This window comes from Bacillus sp. CHD6a (genome assembly GCF_001293645.1).
Classification (GTDB): domain Bacteria; phylum Bacillota; class Bacilli; order Bacillales; family Bacillaceae_I; genus Sutcliffiella_A.
The window spans coordinates 59,262-77,920 of sequence record NZ_LBMD01000008.1 but is presented as its reverse complement, the minus strand read 5'-3'; the positions used below and the strand labels follow the sequence as shown (position 1 = coordinate 77,920).

Genomic DNA, 18,659 nt, shown 5'->3' with positions numbered 1-18,659 from the left:
CCCATGAAGGACCAAAAGCAACAATCCTCTCTCGATTTATTCGAGGAACATGAAAAGTTTATTAAAGGATCGCATCTCGTCACTATCTTCCATAATGAATCTAATATGTATTCTGTAGTGCGGATCAGAGTGACGGAGACGAATGTTGCCTATGAAGAAAAAGAAGCGGTCGTTACTGGTTATTTCCCTCGCATTCATGAAGACGAGACATACATATTTTTCGGACAGATGAAGGAACATCCTCGGTTTGGTCTTCAGTTTCATGTGGAGCACTTTCGTAAAGACATTCCACAAACAAGACACGGTATTGTCCAGTATCTTTCAAGTGATTTGTTTTCAGGAATTGGTAGAAAGACGGCGGAGAAGATTGCAGATGGGCTTGGAGAAAATGCCATTTCCAAAATACTGGAGAATCCTTCTGTCCTTGATTCTATTCCAAAGCTTGCCGGTGATAAAGCGAAACTGCTGTATGATACGTTGATGGAGCATCAAGGGTTAGAACAGGTCATGATTGCCCTGTCACAGTTTGGTTTTGGCCCGCAATTGTCGATGAAGATTTATCAGGCCTATAAGGATCAAACGATTGAAACGCTGCAGAAAAACCCGTACGAGCTTGTGGAAACTGTAGAGGGTATTGGTTTTGCCAGAGCAGATGAACTCGGAAATCACTTCGGTATATCTGGAAATCATCCAGATCGCATCAGGGCCGGCTGCTTGTATATGCTCGAACAACATTCCATGCAAGAAGGTCATTGTTACGTGCATGAAGACCAGCTTACGGAAGCGGTCGTCAGACTTTTAAACGAAAAGCAGCATGGCCTAGTCGCAGAGTCTGACATTTCTCGGGAAATTATGCAACTAACAGAAGAAGGAAAACTTAAAGCGGAAGAAGGAAAGGTTTATTTACCTAGTCTCTATTTTTCAGAGCAAGGGGTGGTTACGAATATTAAAAGGGTAATGGAGCAGACGCAATATGCTGACCAATTTCCCGAGTCAGAGTTCTTACTTGCTTTAGGGGAGTTAGAAGACAGACTGAAGGTTCAGTATGCTCCTTCGCAAAAAGAAGCCATACAGCAAGCATTAATGACGCCCATGCTTCTTTTAACGGGTGGACCAGGGACAGGTAAAACGACCGTTATCAAAGGAATCGTAGAATTGTACGCAGACCTTCATGGTTGTTCCTTGGAACCTAATGATTACAGCAAAGATGATCCTTTTCCGATTATGCTTGTCGCCCCAACAGGCCGTGCTGCCAAACGAATGAGCGAAGCGACTGGGCTTCCTTCTTTGACTATTCACAGGTTACTCGGTTGGAATGGCTCTGAAGGGTTTCAACATGACGAAGAAAACCCCATATCAGGAAAGCTACTCATTGTGGATGAAGTGTCAATGGTGGATATATGGCTTGCCAATCAACTGTTTAAATCACTACCTGAGGATATACAGGTCGTATTGGTGGGAGATGAAGATCAACTTCCTTCCGTTGGTCCCGGACAAGTGTTAAAGGATTTACTAGCATCTAAAGTAATCCCTACCGTGCAGCTGACTGACATTTACAGACAGGCAGATGGTTCATCGATCATTGAGTTGGCCCACGACATGAAAGCCGGTGTAGTGCCAGCAGACATTTCATCTGGTCAGAAGGACCGATCCTTTATAAAATGTGGACAGTCGCAATTATTAGACGTTGTAAAAAAAGTATGTGCAAACGCGCAAAGCAAGGGCTATACGGCGCGTGATATACAGGTGCTTGCTCCTATGTATAGAGGAACTGCCGGTATAGATAAACTAAATGAAATGCTTCAGGAACTTTTTAATCCCAAAAGTGACCAACGGCGAGAATTGAGTTTTGGGAATGTAGTGTACCGAACGGGTGATAAAGTACTGCAACTTGTCAATCAACCAGAAAGTAATGTTTTCAACGGAGACATCGGAGAAGTGGTTTCCATCTTTTATGCAAAAGAAAATACGGAAAAACAAGACATGGTCATTGTCTCCTTTGATGGAAATGAAGTAACTTACACCAAACAAGATCTCGGACAGATAACTCATGCCTATTGCTGTTCTATACATAAGTCCCAAGGAAGTGAATTCCCAATTGTTGTATTGCCTATAGTGAAAAGCTATTATAGGATGTTACGACGGAATTTACTCTATACAGCTGTCACACGTGCTAAGCGCTTTTTAATTCTGTGTGGAGAAGAAGAAGCATTAAAGCTTGGCGTGCAACGTGCGGATGAAATGGCAAGGCAAACATCCTTAAAAGAAAGGCTACAAATAAAACAGTCCGATGTTTTACCAGACAACGACGTCATAGATCCCGTTCTACAAGAGATTCCGTTTTGGAGAGATGCCAACATTGGCATGGAAAATGTCAGTCCATATGATTTTATGGATGAAGATTAGTCCGAAAAAATGTAAATGGATGAAGCTTGTCCACCTATGGGCAAGCTTCTTTGGAGTTTACTTAGAGTTAGTCTTCTTGTTTGATTTCTGTAGCAGTGAAGGTAATAGGGCCGTATGCAAATACATTCAGGTCTTCAGAAAACGGACCTTTTTGAGCAGTTAGAAAATAAGTCACATTCTGTGCATCAGCAGGAATTACATCCACAAACTGAGTAACAGATTCTGTTGCATCGTCGTTTCCTTCTGCATCAATTTCTACAATGCTTTGATAAATTAGGTTTCCAGGTGAGATGGTACCACGATAAATTCTTGTATAGAGATCTGCAAATTCCGGTGAGTTGTTGTTAACATGGTAAAGGCCATTTAGCCATACTACGTTCCCTTTTTCAACATCTTTTAGAGTCGCTGTAGCAACGACTTGTGGCTGCGTGCTTAGCGGGAAGGTTAAAGGTATCGATGTTACGATGGGGTTTGATATTTCATAAGCAAATTCCACTAATTTAGAACGATCTTTCTTGCGGTCTTTTTTGTCATGTTTCTTACACTGATCTTTTTTATCATGTTTATAATCGTATTCTGCAGCGTTTTCTTCCATAGTCATTTTGTGTTCACTCATATAATAATAATGTTTTGGCATTGATGTTCACCTCCCTCCAACGAATTCTATACATACTATTCGATTTGCGAAATACTGCTTGGTCAAAGGTGGAGAAACCTGGCCTGTTTTTGCATGTAAACACCTATTTTCAAAATGGAAAACCTTTCGCGGTATTAGGAGAACCAATCAAACAAAAGCTAGTAATGTTCGAAAAGAGGTGGATTCTTTGAGAACATTTTCTCGAGTAATTGGGATGCTAATTTACGATATGGCATCTGGTAATAAGGTTGGCCGAGTAAAGGATCTTTGCATTGAAGAACCAGGACGCATCAAAGGGCTGATCATCGATGGAAAAGGGATATTCCACCGGGCGAAGTTTCTACCCTTTTCATACATTCACTCCTTTGGTGATGAAGGGATCATGGTGGGAGACCATGCTCTTACCCCGATAACCAGAAAAGATGGACAAGTGTATTATCATCATTTTCACGGTATAAAAGGGAAATCCTTTATAACCGGAGAAGGTGATAAGCTTGGGCTGTTGGATGATGTATATTTCGAAGAGGAAACGGGCACAATCGTAGGATATGAGGTAACGGACGGTTTTTTTGCAGATTTGTCGGAAGGAAAGAAAATTGTAAAGAATCCTTCTGATCTTATCATTGGAAAAGATACCGTCGTCGTTTCTGTACTATCTTAACGCGAGGTGTCAATGATGGTCCTTTGTTGTCCTAATTGCAAAAGTAAAGATATCGGTAAAATCGGTGTGAATCAGTATTATTGTTGGGGTTGTTTTATTGAGCTGTCCGTATCCAAAGGAATGGTCCATACTCATCAGGTGGAAGAGGACGGGACGTTAAGTTCTTTGGATGATTTATTTCATGAAGACGATCGACAAATTAGTATGTAACTAAAACTTGGGAGTGAGTCGCATGAACAGAGCTATGACATCCTTGTTAATGATTGGCCTTGGAGCCGCTGCCACTCGACTAAGCCGAAATAATAATGTGCAAAATTTTTTGGGAGATATGACTTCCAAACGCAATATGAAGAAGATGAGAAAGCAAGCCAAGCGATTGTTTTCTTAAAATGAGCCCGTTCCTTTAACAGGAGCGGGTTTTTTCATGTAAACAGTTAATTTCCGTTTTACATTGTGGACAGTCCTACCCTTGTATCATTTAACATTATGTATAGTGAAATAGAAGCCTAAAGACAGTAGAATATACATAAAGTTCTAATTATTCTAATAATTTATTTTTTGCATGCAATCATCAAAAGGAGGTTCATATATGTCCGACAAAGTGATGATAGGTTTGATTCAAGCTTCCAATGATGTGGATGGTTCAGAGGCTGTTGAATTACATAAAAAAGCAGCCATTGAAAAGCACATTAAACTTGTAAGGGAAGCGAAAGCAAAAGGTGCCCAAATTATCTGCCTTCAGGAAATCTTCTACGGTCCATACTTTTGCAGTGAACAAAATGCCAAGTGGTACGAGGCTGCCGAAGAAATTCCAAATGGTCCCACAACCAAACTGTTCCAAGACCTAGCTAAAGAACTTGGGGTTGTCATTGTACTTCCCATTTATGAAAGAGAAGGAATTGCGACGTACTACAATACTGCAGCTGTTATTGATGCGGACGGCAAATATCTGGGAAAATATCGGAAACAACATATTCCTCAAGTTGGGGTAGGAGATCAAGGGCACGGTTTCTGGGAGAAATTCTATTTTAAACCTGGTAACCTTGGTTATCCGATTTTTGATACAGCATATGCCAAAGTAGGTGTGTACATATGCTATGACCGACATTTTCCTGAAGGAGCAAGGCTGCTTGGTTTGAAAGGTGCGGAGATTGTTTTTAATCCTTCCGCTACTGTGGCTGGTTTATCAGAATATTTGTGGAAACTTGAACAACCTGCTCATGCAGTGGCTAATGGCTATTATGTTGGTGCTATCAACAGGGTAGGGGTGGAAGGCCCTTGGAAAATGGGCGAATTCTATGGACAGTCTTATTTAGTTGATCCACGAGGTTCGTTTGTATCCATTGGTAGCAGAGACAAAGATGAAGTCATTATTGGTGAAATGAATAAAAAATTAATCCGTGAAGTGAGAGATGTGTGGCAATTTTACCGTGACAGACGACCGGAGACATATGAAGAAATGACCGCACTTTTGCCGTAATGGACAAGAGGTAATTCATTCGCAGTTTGTGAACCTGATACCAGTATTTATATTGGGCACATCCGTCGATATGGATTACCTTTTTTTCTTGCGAGAAATGGATAAAGGGGAGTGGGTATGTGAAAGGGGCCATGAAACGAATTGATGTAGAAAATTTAACGGTTAACTTTATGGAAGCAAAACCGGGTTTAACAGACAGGGAAGCAGTAGAAGAGGCCAACCGTTGTTTATATTGCTACGATGCACCATGTATTGTAGCGTGCCCGACAAGTATTGATATCCCTTCTTTTATAAAAAAAATTGCTTCCGGTAATTTAAAAGGGTCAGCTAAAACAATTATGAGTGCCAACCCTGTCGGAGCGAGCTGCTCGCGGGTTTGTCCGACTGAGGAGCTTTGTGAAGGGGCATGCGTTCTGAATCACCATACCAAACCGATTATCATTGGTGATCTTCAGCGTTATGCTACAGATTGGGCCATCAAAAACGAGCAAATTCTTTTCCAAAAAGGAAAATACAATGGAAAAAAAGTAGCGATTGTGGGTGGTGGACCAGCTGGGCTTTCTGCAGCTCGCGAATTGGCTCTACTTGGGTTCCAAGTCACTGTTTTTGAAGCAGAGCAAGAAGCGGGCGGACTGAATACGTATGGGATAGTCTCCTTTCGTTTACCTAAGAGTGTTTCCTATTGGGAGGTTGAACAGGTTAAAAGCTTGGATGTGGAGATACGTACTAATACAAGAGTGGGAGTGGACATTTCAGTAAAAGAAATTCTGACTCACTATGACGGTGTTATTTTGGCGATTGGCATGGCCAGTGTTCCGATGCTAGGAATTGACGGGGAGAATTTGACTGGAGTATTTGATGCCATTGACTTTGTAAAAGAAACAAAGACCAATAGCATTACAGATAAATTCAAAGGCAAAAATGTCGTGGTCATTGGAGCAGGTAATACTGCCATTGATGGTGCTACCTGTTCGGTAAGGCTTGGCGCAGATAATGTAAAAATATTATATCGACGAACCCAGGAAGAAATGACTGCCTATGATTTTGAATATGAGTTTGCAAAACAGGATGGTGTAGAATTCCGCTGGCTTACAGCACCGAGTAGAATTATCGGAAACGAAAATGGTGATGTCACGGCTATTGAATGTATAAGGATGGAACTTGGTGCCCCAGATGCTGACGGAAGAAGAAGGCCTGTGAAAGTGGAAGGTTCCGAATTTACACTGCAAGTAGACGCAGTAATTAAAGCGATAGGTCAAACAAGATATACAAGTCTCATTGAAGAATTTGGTCTCATTCACGATGGTGGAGTAGTAAAGATTGATAAGCATACACATCAAACATCCAATGCGAAAGTATTTGCCTGCGGGGATGTCGTGTTCGGTAAGGGCCAAGGAGAGGCAATGGTGGTAACTGCTGCGGAACAAGGAAAGCTTACGGCGTATGCATTGTATGAAAAACTGGTGAAAAACAAGGTGGAGACGGCTTAAATAGGTAAAAGAGGGGGGAAAGCATTTGGCAGATCTATCAATAAATTTGGCAGGTATTAAAGCACCTAATCCATTCTGGCTTGCTTCGGCACCGCCAACAAATTCTGGTTATCAGGTACAGCGTGCTTTTGAAGCAGGGTGGGGAGGCGCTGTTTGGAAAACGCTTGGGGATCCAATCATCAATGTGTCGTCTCGATTTGCAGCGGTAAGTTTTAATGGACAGAGAGTAGCCGGGTTCAACAATATTGAACTCATTACCGACAGACCATTGGAAGTAAACTTAAAGGAAATAGCAGAAACAAAAAAGAGGTTTCCAGATCGAGCCGTCATTGCCTCTTTGATGGTAGAACCAAAACAGGAAAAGTGGCATGAAATTGTGAAAAAAGTGGAAGCGGTTGGTGTGGATGGACTAGAGTTGAACTTTGGTTGTCCGCACGGAATGGCGGAACGAGGAATGGGTTCTGCTTCTGGGCAGGTCCCTGAACTTGTGGAAAAGCAAACGTATTGGGCGAAAGAAGCGGCTAATACTCCTGTCATCGTTAAATTGACCCCAAATATCACAGACATCACGGTGACGGCAGAAGCAGCAGTCAGAGGAGGAGCGGACGCTGTCAGTATGATTAACACGATCAACAGCCTGGCTGGTGTGGATATTGATAGCTGGAACACGATACCGCATGTAGGTGGGAAAGGTGCCCATGGGGGATATTGCGGACCTGCTGTAAAACCGATAGCCCTTAATATGGTGGGAGAATGTGCACGAAATCCTAGAATAAATGTGCCAATTTCCGGTATGGGCGGTGTATCAAACTGGCAAAATGCAGTGGAGTTCATGTTAATGGGTGCAACAGGTGTTCAAATTTGTACTGCAGCAATGCATCATGGATTTCGAATTGTAGAAGACATGCTGGATGGATTGAACAATTATTTAGATGAAAAAGGAATTGCGAGGGTCATGGACCTTGTTGGGAAGTCTGTACCGAAATATTCAGATTGGGGGAATCTTGATTTAAACTACAAAATTGTAGCAAGAATCAATCAGGATACCTGTATCAACTGTAATAAATGTCATATTGCCTGTGAGGATACTTCCCATCAGTGTATTGATATGCTGAAAGATTCTTCAGGAAACCCATACTTACAGGTAAGAGAAGAAGATTGTGTTGGATGTAATCTATGTTCTATAGTCTGTCCCGTGGATGATGCTATCACTATGGTGGAGCTTCCGCATGAACAGCCGCCGATGACATGGAATGACAGGCAGTCAGCTCTTGGTTTATTGAAGCAATGTGAAGTGGATACGGTTAAATAAGGGGGAATGGAACAAATGGCAGCAAAAAAATTAATAAAGAACGGAATAATAGTAACAGCAAGCGATCAGTATGAAGCGGACATCTTAATTGATGGAGAAACAATCTCTTCCATCGGGCTCAACCTTTCCTCAACAGATGCGGAAGTGATCGATGCAAAAGGCTGTTATATATTTCCTGGTGCAATTGACCCTCACACTCATTTGGATATGCCTTTTGGAGGCACGGTGACAAAGGATGATTTTGAAAGTGGAACAATGGCTGCAGCTTTTGGAGGAACGACATCCATCATTGATTTCTGTCTGACAGAAAAGGGCCGCCCCCTTCAAGATGCTATTAAAACATGGCATGACAAGTCAAAGGATAGAGCGGTTATCGACTACAGTTTTCATTTGATGATTGGTGAAATGAACGAAACGGTGTTGAAGGAGCTTCCACAAGTAATTGAGAAAGAAGGTATCACATCTTTTAAAGTATTTATGGCCTATAAAAATGTATTTCAGGCAGATGATGCAACTCTTTTCCATACCTTAAAGGCAGCAAAGGATCTCGGAGCACTTGTCATGGTTCATGCTGAAAATGGAGACGTAATTGACTATCTAACTAAGGAAGCGTTAGAAAATGGGAATACAGACCCAATTTACCATGCCCTAACAAGACCTCCAGAAGTGGAAGGAGAAGCAACCGGAAGGGCTGCACAACTAACTTCTCTAGCTGATTCTCAACTTTATGTCGTTCATGTATCTTGTGCGGAAGCAGTAGAGAAAATTGCCGAAGCAAGAAATAAAGGGGTGGAAATTTGGGGCGAGACCTGTCCGCAATACCTCGCTCTTGATAAAAGCTATTTGGAGAAACCGAACTTTGAAGGAGCAAAATACGTCTGGTCCCCGCCATTGCGTGATAAATGGCATCAAGAAGTATTATGGAATGCCTTAAAGAGCGGTCAGCTTCAGACCTTGGGATCTGATCAATGTTCGTTTGATTTTGAAGGGCAGAAAACGCTTGGAAAAGGTGACTTTACCAAAATACCAAATGGTGGGCCAATGATTGAAGACAGAGTCAGCATTTTGTTTTCAGAAGGTGTGAAAAAAGGCCGGATATCCATCAATCAGTTCGTTGACATTGTTTCTACAAGAGTCGCAAAGCTTTTTGGGATGTTTCCGAAAAAAGGAACTATATCTGTTGGCGCTGATGCAGATATCGTCATTTTTGATCCGAACCTTGAACGGGTGATATCAGCGTCTACCCACCATATGGCTGTTGATTATAATGCATTTGAAGGAATGAAAATAACCGGTGAACCAGTTTCTGTTTTGGTGCGTGGTGACTTTGTCGTTCGAGATAAGCAATTCGTCGGGAAAGCAGGAAACGGGCAGTATATTAAACGCAACAAATATGGAGCAACATCCCAACTAAAACAGAACGAGACCTTGTCCATCTAATCCAACTTACCTAACAATTCTATTCAACCAACCTCCGTATGCTTGACCTACAAAATCACCCTAGGTCAAGCATTTGTTATATCAAAAATAAGCGTTATTCCCTTGCAGTTCGGAGTGCAGGGGGAGAGACTCCAGCGGTAGGTTAAGACCAACCCCTGAAGCGTTATAGGCCACTGAAAAATGGAAATCTCATGAACTTAATGATCCCTAGCTGTTGATTGGAGCAAAAGGCGAAGACTCCTCGAAAATGCTACGCATTTTCTTCGAGCGATGAATCGCTGCCGATGCCTTCCTTGTCCTGAGGGAGCTAGCGCTAGGTGGAGACCCCGCAGGCGTAGCCGAGGAGGCTCCAGCAGCGCCCCTAGGAAAGCGAAGCCATTTGCGGAAATCAACAGCGGTGTATTAACAATAACTTAAATCAAAGACATTTTCTGTGGCTTTAAAACGTTGTGAGGGAGGCTCAAGCTCACGTCCCGCGGAAATCGATCACCCGAAACGGAGATCTGCAAGAGTTGATAGATAACTAAATTTTTTAAAATGGGGTGTTGTGATGAAAAAGAATGAAAGTTACTTAAAATCGCCAGACCTGCTGCCAATCTCTCACTCGAACAGAAAAATCGGCACACTAGGCTTTGCAGTCATGTGGGTAGGCATGGCAGTAGTACTTGCTGCTTTTGCCATAGGAGGAGCAGGCGTACAAAGCTTATCCCTAGGTTGGGTCATACTTGCTACCATTATTGGAAGTGTAGCCATTGGGTTGTTCATGACCATTACAGGAGACATAGGAATTGAACACGGACTCTCATTCCCGGTCTACATGAGGGCTCCATTTGGAACGATAGGGACACATATCCCTTCCATTATTCGGGGCCTAGCTGCATCTTTCTGGTTTGGTATTAACACCTATTTCGGTGCCACCGCCATGAATGCCATACTTTTTACCTTGACGGGATTTAATAACTGGTTTGTGTGTTTTCTTATTTTTGCAGCTGTTCAATTACTTAATACAGCTCTTGGCATTAAAGCGGTAGAGCGTTTCGCTGATCTTGCGGCCCCTATCATTATCATCATATCTGCTTGGATGTACACCACCCTTTCTGACAGAGCATTGGAACAAGGCAGGGAAGTTTGGTCTTGGATTGAAAGTCCAGTAACAGGTGGTGCTGCAGTAACGGCTTTCCTAATTGTAATATTCAGTAACATGGGATTTTGGGCAACATTGGCAGCGGATATTCCATCTATCTCACGCTTCATTAAAGCACCTAAATATGAACGTAACTGGTTAAAACGGAACAAATCTAGCATTGTTGGAAGCGTCATTGCCTTACCAATTACACAGACGTTTATGGTGGCCATTGGTGGTGTTTCATATATTGCTGTATCAAACTATGATCCTGTTGTCGCACTGCAGGAGGCAGCTAGCGGTATTGTTCTAGGTGTTTTGTTATTAATGATCATTTTTGCTCAGTGGTCCACCAATGCTTCAGCCAATCTTATCCCGGCTGCCACCATCTTCTCTAATGTCGGAGGCCCTAAGGTTCCGTTCTGGGCTGGAGTTGTCATTGCAGGGATCGTAGGTTCTGTTGTTCAACCGTGGAACTTGTTCGGAATATTGATTCCCGTTTTATTGGTTGTAGGTGGAATTCTATCCGCTATTGTGGGGATTTTGTTTGCAGATTACTATCTTTTAAGAAAACGTCGTGTGAATGTTCACGACCTTTATGAGAACAATGGGCAATTCAGGTATACAAATGGCTTCAATGTAGCAGGATTTATTTCTTGGTTTATAGGGGGGGCGGCCGCTTACTATCTTGCAAACTACTCCTTTATTGTCGGCTTTGTTGTTGGTGGAGGATTATATTACATCCTGGCAAAATTTTGGTACTTCAAAAAGTATCAGCAGGCGGAAATAGATGACCCAGATGATGAGAAGTACCTAGGCATTACAGTTGGAAGAGACTGGGTTATTTTGGAGGATGCAGAAGCGTTTGAGGAACCTAAAGAGCTTTCGAGCTAAATTAGTAAGGAGGGAATATATTTTGAGTGATTATCAACAATATATAGCAGAAAAAGAAAAGATAGACTTTTTCATCCATAAAGGATTTCGTATTAAAGAAGTAGAAGAGAATCTAGAGGGGTCCTTTCTTGTTCTGGAACGACGAGATAGCCAGAAAGAAATTTCCCATGAAGAGACCCTGCATATTAAACATGCTGATTCAAGGAAGTACTTTGCCTCCCTATTGATTAAGCAACATCAACAGCAAGAAAATTAACGAAAGCTTCATAGTTTGAATGAACTAGGAATAAAATTTGGTAAACTGCATCGTGAAAGGAGAATTTTATGGAATATCAACTGAAATGCAAAGAAAGCGCCTATCCTTGTGAAGTAACAATTGATGAGGACAACAACAGGTTTACTATCCGTAAAGCAGATTCAAGTGGAGAGTTCTTTAATTCCCCTGAAGAACTGGTAAATTGGATTTTGGAGAATTGGGATTCAAGTGATTTCAACGATGAAGGTGAATTTCAGGAAATGGTTCAAGAGATTCAACTATATTTTCCAATAAACAATTAAGAGAAAAGAAGATGACATGTTGATATGTACTCAACATGTCTTCTTTTGTGTGTTTTTGTCAGAATATTTAATTAAATAAACGTTCTGCTTACGTTATAATAAAGGTATCGTTTTAGGACCTAGTCGTACATAATTGGATCATCCATCTTGAACAAAGAGGTGAATACATGAAAACCATATTGTCTCTACAGGAGATCATGAATCGGAAACATTTTGAAAAATCCGAAGTAGTAGCAGGAGAAAAAGGTATACACCGCCAAGTAAAATGGGTACATGTTGTGGAAATAACCAATATCGAAAAGCTTCTGAATGGACAAGAACTTATTTTATCCACCGGAGTATCTTTTGGAAATAATACCAAGACATTCAAGTCGTTTGTCCAGCAACTCATTAACTGTCAGGCAGCAGGATTATGTATTGAAAAAGGTGCCTATATCCCCTCTATCCCACAGGAAATCATTGATCTAGCTAATGCCAGAGCATTCCCTCTTATTCTCTTTCATCACGAAGTGTCATTTGTAGATATTACGCAAGATATTCATACTGTGTTGATTAACCAGCAATATCAAATGATTTCTCAACTAGAAAACTACTCTCAAACCTTAAACAAAAAACTGTTGACCATTACCCACGAATTCGAAATACTTCACTATCTTCAAGAACACCTGGAATCTCAGATTATTTACGAAAATAAAACAGGAGAGAGGTTCTTTATTCCTGACGTTCCTATCCATGACCGGAAAAAAATTATTTGTTCAATGAAAACTGATTCCGTTCAAGAAAAATATTTAATGGAGCCTGTTCAGGTACTGGATAAGCAACATGGTATCATACATATTTTTTCCAAAGACCGAATACTGAGTGAGTTTGATCATTTACTTTTAGATCGAACCATCACAGCACTGGCTCAGCATATTTTAAGAGGGTTGTATGTGGAAGAGAAAAGGAGACTAGAAGAAAGCGAATGGATCCGCAGCTGGCTTGAAGGTGGTCAGCAAAGAGAATCCATTAGGGATTTCCTTGGTCGTAATGATGCGGTGTTTCATAAAGGGGGAGTTGTACTTCTTTGTAAAAAGAAAAATCAGCAGGCCCCCGCACTTGATAAAACCTATCTAACCCTTTTATTTCGCTCCATTTTTGAACAACATGGTTTTTCGATATTCTTTACAGAGATGAAAAATACGCTAACGGTCATTCTCATTAATAGAAGGGAGGAACGGGGCTGGAAGGAAAGGTTAACGGAAGGAGTAGCAAGCATTATTGATAAACATAAAGACAACAAAGGAAATTATTCACTCCGTTTTGCTGTTGGGAAATATGTGCTGCCACTTGATCAGCTTTCCAAAAGTTATCAATCTTCCTGGGAGGCTATGCAAATTCAGGAACAACTGTTAAAAGAAGAATTTTTCTCTTTTTTTGAGGACCTTCATATTTACCGCTTGATTTCGTTCATGCAAAAACATCATGATCTTCGTGATTTTGTTATGGAATATTTGGAGCCTGTTATTGTATATGACCAAAAACATAACGGTAAGCTTTTAGAAACTTTAAAAATCTATCTCTCCTGCAATGGTTCAAAAAAAGAGACGGCAAGTAAGCTTTATATTGTTAGGCAGACTCTCTATCACCGGATTCAAAAACTGGAAAGCTTACTGGGGGAAGACTTCATGATTGCTGAAAAAAGACTGGTGATCGAATTTATGGTTATGGTGTATGAATATTTGAATACGACCAATTCTTATTTGGACGGAGATAGTAAAACGTATAGTCTATAATATGCGGAAAAAGTTGGTTTCCTTAGGGAGCCAATTTTTTTCTGGCAAAATGTCAGGACTGAAACCTTATCCATTTTACATTTTGTCTAATGAAAGCCTTTCTATTTTGTCAGATAATAGTCATAAGTTCTAAAAATTCTATTAAAGGATGAGGAGGACATTACATGACAATTACTTCAAAAGACACAAGGGTATTGCAAAATTTCATAGATGGAAAATGGGTGGATTCTAAAGGTTCGGAACAGATGGAAGTCATAAACCCAGCTACAAAGGAATGTTTGGCAAAGGTCCCGATTTCAACTAAACAAGATGTAGTGGAAGCAGTCAAGGCGGCCAAAACTGCTTATAAAACTTGGAAAGATACACCCGTTCCTAAACGTGCACGCATTATGTATGCTTACCATCACTTATTAACACAAAATCATGACGAACTGGCAAAGCTGATTGTACTTGAAAACGGAAAAGCTTTTAAAGAAGCGCATGGAGAAGTACAAAGAGGGTTGGAATGTGTAGAATTTGCAGCAGGTGCTCCAACATTAATGATGGGAGAGACTTTATCAAACATAGCGGAAGACATTGATTCTAGCATGTATAGATATCCACTCGGAGTGGTCGGGGGGATTACTCCCTTTAACTTCCCGATGATGGTTCCACTTTGGATGTTTCCGCTCGCTATCGCATGCGGAAATACATTTGTCCTAAAGCCTTCGGAACGGACGCCGATGCTTGCTAATCGTTTAGTAGAACTTTTTACAGAAGCAGGAGCGCCGGATGGGGTGTTAAATATTGTCCACGGTGCACATGATGTGGTAAATGGTTTACTAGATCATGAAGATGTTAAAGCGATCTCCTTCGTAGGGTCTCAGCCTGTTGCAAAATATGTGTATGAGACAGCGGCGAAGAATGGCAAGCGGGTTCAGGCTTTATCTGGTGCTAAGAATCATCATGTCGTGATGCCTGACGCGAATATTGAAAAAGCTGCACAGCATATTCTGACATCTGCTTTTGGAAGTGCGGGGCAGCGTTGCATGGCATGCAGTGCCGTCGTAGTAGTCGGAGATAACGATCAATTTGTAGAAGAGCTGAAAAACAAAGCAAACTCCCTGACAATCGGAAACGGTATGGATGAGGAAGTTTTATTAACACCTGTTATTAGAGAAAGTCATAGAGAAAAAGTACTCGGTTACATTAAACAGGGTGTTTCTGAGGGGGCGTCATTAATCCGAGACGGTCGAAAAGAAATGGACGAAATGACAGAAGGCCATTATTTGGGACCAACCATCTTTGATCATGTTACCCCTGAAATGACGATTGCCAAGGAAGAAATTTTCGCACCGGTACTAAGCCTTTTGCGTGCAAAAGATCTTGATGAAGCATTGTCGCATATTGAGAAATCACGATTCGGTAATGGGGCCACCATTTATACAAAAGACGCCAAAGCAGTCCGACAGTTCAGGGAAGAGGCAGATGCCGGAATGATTGGTGTCAATGTAGGGGTCCCTGCAACGATGGCATTTTTCCCATTCTCCGGCTGGAAAGATTCTTTCTATGGCGACCTTCACGTAAACGGAAAAGACGGCGTCAATTTCTTCACCCGGAAAAAAATGATCACATCAAGATTCGATTTTTAAAATAAGGTGTAGAGTATAGAGATGATTTCTACCTGGTGATTGGAGCAAAAGGCGAAGACTCCTGAGGAAGATGGCACTAGATGGAGACCACGCAGGCTCCAGTAGCGCCCCTAGGAAAGCGAAGCCATTTGCGGAAATCACCAGCGGTGTTTTAAAGATTTCTAAGTGTGAATGGTTAGCAATGCTCCTCACATAGAAAGGGTGTTTCCGTTGGGTAAAATAAATCAAACGCAAGACCAAAGCATGTTGGCTCAAGATGATCGCTATCTATGGCATTCTATGAAGCCTTACAATCCATCCTCTACCATGGTTGTAAAAGAAGCCAAAGGTGCTTGGATTACGGATATTGATGGAAACCGCTATTTGGATGGTATGTCAGGACTGTGGTGTGTCAACGTTGGCTACGGCAGAACGGAACTTGCAGAAGCTGCGTACGAGCAACTGAAAGAACTGGCTTATTTTCCACTCACACAAAGTCACGTCCCGGCCATTAAACTTGCCGAAAAACTAAACGAGTGGCTTGGAGAAGAATATGTCATCTTCTTTTCCAACAGTGGATCGGAAGCCAATGAAACAGCCTTTAAGATTGCTAGGCAGTATCATGCGCAACGTGGAAATAGCAACCGGTATAAAATTGTTTCCAGATACCGTTCCTATCACGGAAACACAATGGGTTCCCTAGCAGCAACAGGGCAGGCACAACGGAAATATAAATATGAACCCCTCGCTCCAGGGTTTGTACACATCCCGCCTCCTGACACATATAGAATGGAAGATCCTCAGACAGAAGATCCTATGAGAATGAGATGTGTGAAAGATGTGGATCAAGTAATGACTTGGGAGCTCAGTGAAACCATTGCTGCGATGATCATGGAACCTATCATTACAGGGGGAGGGATCCTTACTCCGCCCGACAACTATATGGGAGCAGTCTCTGAAATATGTAAAAAGCATGGTGCCCTATTAATCGTCGATGAAGTGATCTGCGGTTTTGGGAGAACGGGAAAGCCATTTGGATTCATGAATTATGGCGTAAAACCAGATATCATCACCATGGCCAAAGGTATTACAAGTGCCTACTTGCCGCTTTCAGCCACGGCTGTAAAAAAAGAGATCTATGACCAATTCAAAGGATCAGAGGAGTACGACTACTTGCGTCATGTTAATACATTTGGGGGAAGTCCTGCCTCATGTGCCTTGGCACTGAAAAACCTTGAAATAATGGAAAATGAAAAGCTGATAGAGCGCTCTGCAGAAAAAGGGGCAGTTTTATTAAGCGAACTAAAATCCCGGCTATCTGATCATCCGTTTGTTGGAGATGTTAGAGGAAAAGGCCTCCTAATAGGATTAGAACTTGTAAAAAACAAGGAAACAAAAGAGCCGATTGAAATAGATAGAATAAATGGTGTCATTGCCTCTTGTAAAAAGAAAGGCTTAATTGTTGGCAAAAACGGAGCCACAGTCGCAGGTTTTAACAATGTGCTCACTTTGTCACCGCCGCTGTGCATCAGTGATGAAGACCTGCAATTTATGATTAGAACAGTGGCAGACGCCATTTCCGAGTTGAAGTAAAAGGCCTGTATAAATAATGATAACTAAATAGAGAATAACGAGTAGGAGGCGTTTCTCTTGGAAAATCAGAAGAAATGGCTGTTACGCCTAGGTACACTTCTACTCGTTATGATTATTTTGTATGTGTTTATGAAATTAAGTCCATTGTGGGCGCCTGTTTTGAAGGTTTTGTTTATTATTAGTATTCCATTTTTTATCAGCATTTTCATTACATACCTATTACACCCTGTTGTAGAATACACACACAACAGAGGGATGCCTAGACCAATTGCTATCCTCATCATCTATCTCTTATTTTTTGGTGGAATCGGTCTCATAGGGTACAAAGGGATACCAGTTATCATTGATCAACTTTGGGAGCTCTCAGACAACTTCCCCCGATTAGCCCAGACATACAGCGGTTGGATCAAACAGATTCATAGTTCTACATCTGGTTGGCCGGATGGAATTCATGATAGGGTAGATCAGACATTTAGTGAATTTGAAGCAATGCTTTCAAATCTCCTGTCAAAAGTTGTAGCTGGATTAAAAGGTTTGTTGAACTCCTTTTTTATTTTGATTGTCATTCCCTTTATCGTGTTTTACCTGTTGAAGGACTATGATCAGGTGAAAAAAACGGTTTGGTACTTGACGCCCCGAAAATGGAGGGAGCCAGGAATTGCCTTCTTAAAGGATGTAGACATCTCACTGGGTAGTTATATAAGAGGTCAGTTGACGGTTTGTTTATTAATAGGCTTATTGGCAACCGCTAGCCTCTGGATGGTTGGCATGAAATATCCACTGGTACTCGGTGTAATCATTGGAATCACGAACATCATCCCCTATTTTGGCCCAATTATTGGAGCCTTTCCGGCAGTAATCATTGCTGCGACGATATCTGTGAAAATGGTACTGTTTGTGATCATCATTATTTTTGGTCTGCAATTTATTGAAGGGAACATTTTATCGCCATTGATTGTGGGGAAAAGTCTCCATATCCACCCGGTGTTCATTATACTGGCGCTATTGATCGGAGGAGAGGTGGCAGGGGTGGTAGGATTAATTTTGGCAGTACCAGTATTCGCTGTGATGAAAGTTACCTTAACTCATCTTACCGCTCATTTTATCAAACATTGACAACGGTCTTCCTGTTGCATATAATCGAAGCATACAAGCTACATAAACTAATTCAAAGAAGGATCTAAGTACGTTACAGACCATCCAGACGAGCATTTGCTCACATAGAGAGGAATTCCGCGGCTGCAAGAATTCCAGGGTGAAGGGTAATGGAAAGCTAATCCAGAGAGCAGGGTAAAATCCTGCCGGTTTGCACCGTTAAAGCAATCTGAGAGATGACAGAATTATTCTGTCATAATCAGGGTGGTACCGCGAGAACACTCTCGTCCCTGTTATTAGGGACGGGAGTTTTTTGTTTTCTTCAAATTTCCCTGTTGACTGAAGTGCAAGGTGGTCGACTCCGGCGGGAGGTAGCGGTAGACTTGAGACCCCGCTGGAGGTCACGTTAAAACTGATATGATATTGTATTTGGTAATTTCGAGCTGTGGATTGGAGCAAAAGGCGAAGACTCCTGAGGGAGATAGTGCTAGGTGGAGACCCCACAGGCGTAGCCGAGGAGGCTCACGTCAGCCTTAGGAAAGCGAAGCCATTTGCGGAAATCTATAGCCGTGTTTGAACAATATC

Annotated in this window: 16 protein-coding genes and 1 other annotated feature; of the genes, 15 read left to right on the top strand and 1 reads right to left on the bottom strand. The window is 41.7% G+C overall.

Translation table 11 applies throughout. The annotated features are described in order from the left end of the window. Positions 1–3 precede the first annotated feature (3 nt). Positions 4–2,406, top strand: coding sequence for an SF1B family DNA helicase RecD2 (gene recD2 / locus AAV98_RS08545; protein WP_060665138.1), 2,403 nt, complete (start codon positions 4–6; stop codon positions 2,404–2,406). A gap of 67 nt (positions 2,407–2,473) precedes the next feature. Here recD2 and AAV98_RS08540 read toward each other — a convergent pair whose 3' ends face one another. Then, a complete protein-coding gene (locus AAV98_RS08540) occupies positions 2,474–3,043 on the bottom strand; it encodes a hypothetical protein (RefSeq protein WP_060665137.1) in 570 nt (189 codons plus the stop codon). 187 nt (positions 3,044–3,230) lie between these two features. On the opposite strand from AAV98_RS08540, the gene AAV98_RS08535 reads away from it, so the two are divergent. The 14 genes from AAV98_RS08535 to AAV98_RS08475 all read left to right on the top strand — a co-directional run bounded on the left by AAV98_RS08535 (position 3,231) and on the right by AAV98_RS08475 (position 18,095). Next, positions 3,231–3,704, top strand: a complete 474-nt coding sequence (locus AAV98_RS08535; RefSeq protein WP_060665136.1) for a PRC-barrel domain-containing protein — start codon at positions 3,231–3,233, stop codon at positions 3,702–3,704. Positions 3,705–3,719: 15 nt separating this feature from the next. Beyond that, positions 3,720–3,914, top strand: a complete 195-nt coding sequence (locus AAV98_RS08530) for a hypothetical protein (protein ID WP_047969446.1) — start codon at positions 3,720–3,722, stop codon at positions 3,912–3,914. A 22-nt stretch (positions 3,915–3,936) separates the two neighbouring features. Beyond that, entirely contained in the window at positions 3,937–4,092 is a 156-nt protein-coding gene (locus tag AAV98_RS19930; protein WP_082380834.1) for a YrzQ family protein, read from the top strand. 201 nt (positions 4,093–4,293) lie between these two features. Continuing rightward, positions 4,294–5,184: a nitrilase-related carbon-nitrogen hydrolase gene (locus tag AAV98_RS08525; RefSeq protein ID WP_060665135.1), complete on the top strand. Its 891-nt coding sequence runs from the start codon at positions 4,294–4,296 to the stop codon at positions 5,182–5,184. A 131-nt stretch (positions 5,185–5,315) separates the two neighbouring features. After that, entirely contained in the window at positions 5,316–6,674 is a 1,359-nt protein-coding gene (locus AAV98_RS08520; protein ID WP_060665180.1) for an NAD(P)-dependent oxidoreductase, read from the top strand. 25 nt (positions 6,675–6,699) lie between these two features. Next, positions 6,700–7,986, top strand: coding sequence for an NAD-dependent dihydropyrimidine dehydrogenase subunit PreA (preA, locus tag AAV98_RS08515; protein ID WP_060665134.1), 1,287 nt, complete (start codon positions 6,700–6,702; stop codon positions 7,984–7,986). Between the two features lie 15 nt (positions 7,987–8,001). After that, entirely contained in the window at positions 8,002–9,426 is a 1,425-nt protein-coding gene (hydA, locus tag AAV98_RS08510; RefSeq protein WP_060665133.1) for a dihydropyrimidinase, read from the top strand. A gap of 550 nt (positions 9,427–9,976) precedes the next feature. Then, positions 9,977–11,443, top strand: coding sequence for an NCS1 family transporter (locus tag AAV98_RS08505; RefSeq protein ID WP_060665132.1), 1,467 nt, complete (start codon positions 9,977–9,979; stop codon positions 11,441–11,443). A gap of 22 nt (positions 11,444–11,465) precedes the next feature. After that, positions 11,466–11,699 carry a hypothetical protein gene (locus AAV98_RS08500; RefSeq protein ID WP_060665131.1) on the top strand — a complete coding sequence of 78 codons (234 nt, stop codon included), beginning with the start codon at positions 11,466–11,468 and terminating at the stop codon, positions 11,697–11,699. A 68-nt stretch (positions 11,700–11,767) separates the two neighbouring features. After that, positions 11,768–12,001 (top strand): hypothetical protein, encoded by a 234-nt coding sequence (locus tag AAV98_RS08495; protein ID WP_010196066.1) that lies wholly within the window; start codon positions 11,768–11,770, stop codon positions 11,999–12,001. 167 nt (positions 12,002–12,168) lie between these two features. After that, on the top strand, positions 12,169–13,776 hold the full coding sequence (locus AAV98_RS08490) for a PucR family transcriptional regulator (protein WP_060665130.1): 1,608 nt from the start codon (positions 12,169–12,171) through the stop codon (positions 13,774–13,776). Positions 13,777–13,940: 164 nt separating this feature from the next. Continuing rightward, on the top strand, positions 13,941–15,407 hold the full coding sequence (locus tag AAV98_RS08485; RefSeq protein ID WP_060665129.1) for a CoA-acylating methylmalonate-semialdehyde dehydrogenase: 1,467 nt from the start codon (positions 13,941–13,943) through the stop codon (positions 15,405–15,407). Between the two features lie 210 nt (positions 15,408–15,617). Further along, on the top strand, positions 15,618–16,979 hold the full coding sequence (locus AAV98_RS08480; RefSeq protein WP_269433453.1) for an aspartate aminotransferase family protein: 1,362 nt from the start codon (positions 15,618–15,620) through the stop codon (positions 16,977–16,979). Between the two features lie 108 nt (positions 16,980–17,087). After that, a complete protein-coding gene (locus AAV98_RS08475; protein ID WP_060665178.1) occupies positions 17,088–18,095 on the top strand; it encodes an AI-2E family transporter in 1,008 nt (335 codons plus the stop codon). 46 nt (positions 18,096–18,141) lie between these two features. After that, positions 18,142–18,369, top strand: a binding site (T-box leader). Positions 18,370–18,659: the final 290 nt, after the last annotated feature.

Coding starts and splice junctions, on each gene's coding strand:
- AAV98_RS19930 (WP_082380834.1), top strand. CDS start 3,937: ATGAACAGAGCTATGACATCCTTGTTAATGATTGGCCTTGGAGCCGCT.
- AAV98_RS08505 (WP_060665132.1), top strand. CDS start 9,977: ATGAAAAAGAATGAAAGTTACTTAAAATCGCCAGACCTGCTGCCAATC.
- AAV98_RS08490 (WP_060665130.1), top strand. CDS start 12,169: ATGAAAACCATATTGTCTCTACAGGAGATCATGAATCGGAAACATTTT.
- AAV98_RS08475 (WP_060665178.1), top strand. CDS start 17,088: ATGATTATTTTGTATGTGTTTATGAAATTAAGTCCATTGTGGGCGCCT.
- AAV98_RS08540 (WP_060665137.1), bottom strand. CDS start 3,043: ATGCCAAAACATTATTATTATATGAGTGAACACAAAATGACTATGGAA.
- recD2 (WP_060665138.1), top strand. CDS start 4: ATGAAGGACCAAAAGCAACAATCCTCTCTCGATTTATTCGAGGAACAT.
- hydA (WP_060665133.1), top strand. CDS start 8,002: ATGGCAGCAAAAAAATTAATAAAGAACGGAATAATAGTAACAGCAAGC.
- AAV98_RS08530 (WP_047969446.1), top strand. CDS start 3,720: ATGGTCCTTTGTTGTCCTAATTGCAAAAGTAAAGATATCGGTAAAATC.
- AAV98_RS08520 (WP_060665180.1), top strand. CDS start 5,316: ATGAAACGAATTGATGTAGAAAATTTAACGGTTAACTTTATGGAAGCA.
- AAV98_RS08495 (WP_010196066.1), top strand. CDS start 11,768: ATGGAATATCAACTGAAATGCAAAGAAAGCGCCTATCCTTGTGAAGTA.
- AAV98_RS08525 (WP_060665135.1), top strand. CDS start 4,294: ATGTCCGACAAAGTGATGATAGGTTTGATTCAAGCTTCCAATGATGTG.
- AAV98_RS08485 (WP_060665129.1), top strand. CDS start 13,941: ATGACAATTACTTCAAAAGACACAAGGGTATTGCAAAATTTCATAGAT.